Raw genomic sequence first — 466 nt, 5'->3', positions numbered from 1 at the left:
TAAATTAAATGTCTAACTTTTTGGGGTCAGTACAGACCCTGACTGGGGAGTTTTTCGATTTATACCGATTCTGTTAACTATTCTCGTAACTGTGGGAACAGTGATGTTTAAACAAGATAATGAGCAAACCAACAAATAGGAGTCCTTGTTTAAGTGGTCTCCTATTTTTATGTAGTCGTTAGTATTTCAAAAGGTTTGTTCCATTTTGAAACTATCACAACATCTCCAAATCAAAAAACACCTTCTAGCTAGAATGGTTAGCTAACATGAAGGTGTTTTTTTGTGCTTATCTAAGCATAGCAAAGACTATTACAATTCTGAAATACGAATAATCTTCGACCTATTCTTCACCTTTCTTACGTTTAGCAAGAAAGGCGAGACCTGTTGCAGTTGCCAAAGCACCAAATGCCATTGACAATGATGAGTTTTCCTCACCAGTCTTAGGAAGCGCTTGGCTACCACGTTT

The 466-nt window shown here is 37.1% G+C and carries 1 protein-coding gene; it reads right to left on the bottom strand.

The annotated features are described in order from the left end of the window. Nucleotides 1-340: 340 nt before the first annotated feature. Nucleotides 341-466, bottom strand: a 126-nt coding sequence (locus HMPREF2867_RS03990; protein ID WP_141750988.1) for an LPXTG cell wall anchor domain-containing protein, incomplete at its 5' end; no start/stop codon positions are given.

Origin of the sequence: Streptococcus sp. HMSC064H09 (assembly GCF_001812625.1) — a bacterium.
In the GTDB taxonomy this organism is placed as follows: domain Bacteria; phylum Bacillota; class Bacilli; order Lactobacillales; family Streptococcaceae; genus Streptococcus.
This window is presented reverse-complemented; position numbering and strand designations above follow the sequence as displayed.